The sequence below is a fragment of the Psychrobacter sp. Pi2-51 genome (genome assembly GCF_904846665.1).
Taxonomy (GTDB): Bacteria; Pseudomonadota; Gammaproteobacteria; order Pseudomonadales; family Moraxellaceae; genus Psychrobacter; species Psychrobacter glaciei.
On sequence record NZ_CAJHBP010000063.1, the window covers coordinates 1 to 1,268 of the forward strand.

2 protein-coding genes are annotated in these 1,268 nt (G+C 44.3%); both read right to left on the reverse strand.

Annotation, left to right across the window (positions count from 1 at the left end):
* Positions 1-12: 12 nt before the first annotated feature.
* The gene (locus tag JMY08_RS13905; protein ID WP_200662912.1) at positions 13-894 is read right to left on the reverse strand and encodes an IS3 family transposase; all 882 of its coding nucleotides are present in this window, start codon (positions 892-894) and stop codon (positions 13-15) included.
* Positions 891-1,202, reverse strand: coding sequence for a transposase (locus tag JMY08_RS13910; protein ID WP_192529932.1), 312 nt, complete (start codon positions 1,200-1,202; stop codon positions 891-893). Before JMY08_RS13910 ends, JMY08_RS13905 begins: the two co-directional genes overlap by 4 nt.
* Between the last annotated feature and the right edge of the window lie 66 nt (positions 1,203-1,268).

Below are 1,268 nucleotides of genomic sequence, written 5' to 3' on the forward strand. Positions count from 1 at the left end.
TGTAGTGGTCAACTAATTTAGGACACCTGATAAGAGGTTTTTGTTAAAATAGCGTCTCTCTGTTTCTAATGGTGTTAAGTAATTGTTGAAAGTATGGGGTCTCACAGTTTGATAATAGCCCCAGATATAGTCAGTGATAGCACTCTTAGCCTCAAAGATATCTTCATAACCACCCTTTGGCATCCATTCCGTTTTAAAGCTTCTAAAGAAGCGTTCAGTTGGCGCGTTGTCCCAGCAATTACCCTTTCTGCTCATGCTTTGAATCATGCCGTCACAACTAGCCACGGATTCAGCAAATGCCTTGCTAGTGTAATGCGTGCCTTGATCCGAGTGAAACAGCACCCTACTGGGTCTAAGTCTCGTCTGATATGCCATCTGTAGTGCTTTAGCAGTCAGCATACTGTCAGGAGAGTCTGATACGGCAAAGCCCACGACACGACGGGCAAACAGATCTAACACCACAGCTAGATAACACCAGCCGCTCTTGATACGGATATAGGTCACATCTCCCGTCCAGACTTGGTTAGGCATGCTTGGACTAAAATTGCGCTTTAGGATATTGTCGTGGGTTTTATGCATCTGATCAGCATGCTTATACTTGTGTGTCTTTTCCTGAGAGCTTTTAAGGTGCATACTCTTCATAAGACTGCCTGCTAGGTAACGTGTCAGCCTGATGTTATGCTCATTCCATAAGATAGCGACAATAGTGCGAGCACCAGCCGATTGCTTGGAGTCATTGAATATCTGACGTATTAATGCTTTGAGTTTGACGCGTTCTATATCAATAGGCTTAGTCTTAATACCATAGTAGTAGCTGCTTCTAACGACACCAAACAGGTGGCATAGCTTACGCTTGCTCAGTCGTTTGTCTTGCTCTGCAAGCTTGCTGATCAGCGATAGACGTTCAGGCTGTCCAAGGCTAGCAGAGCCGAAGCCTTTTTTAGAATGTCGCGCTCCATAGTGAGTCGTTTAACTTGTTTACGTAGCTCTTGTAGTTCTCTTTGCTCATCGGTGAGGGCTAAACCTGCAGCTGGTGCAACCCCTTGCTGCTCTTTTTTATACTTGCGTACCCAGTTATCTAGGGTTGATGCACCAATTCCTAAAGACTCTGCCACTTCTGCTACTTTGCGCTTATGATCAACGACTAAGCTGATAGCTTCTAATTTGAATTCTCGGGTATATTCTCTGCGGTTGCTAGTCATACTATGTTCCTTCTTTTGGGTTAGTATAACCTCTTAAGCGTGGTCCGATTTAATTATGCCACTACA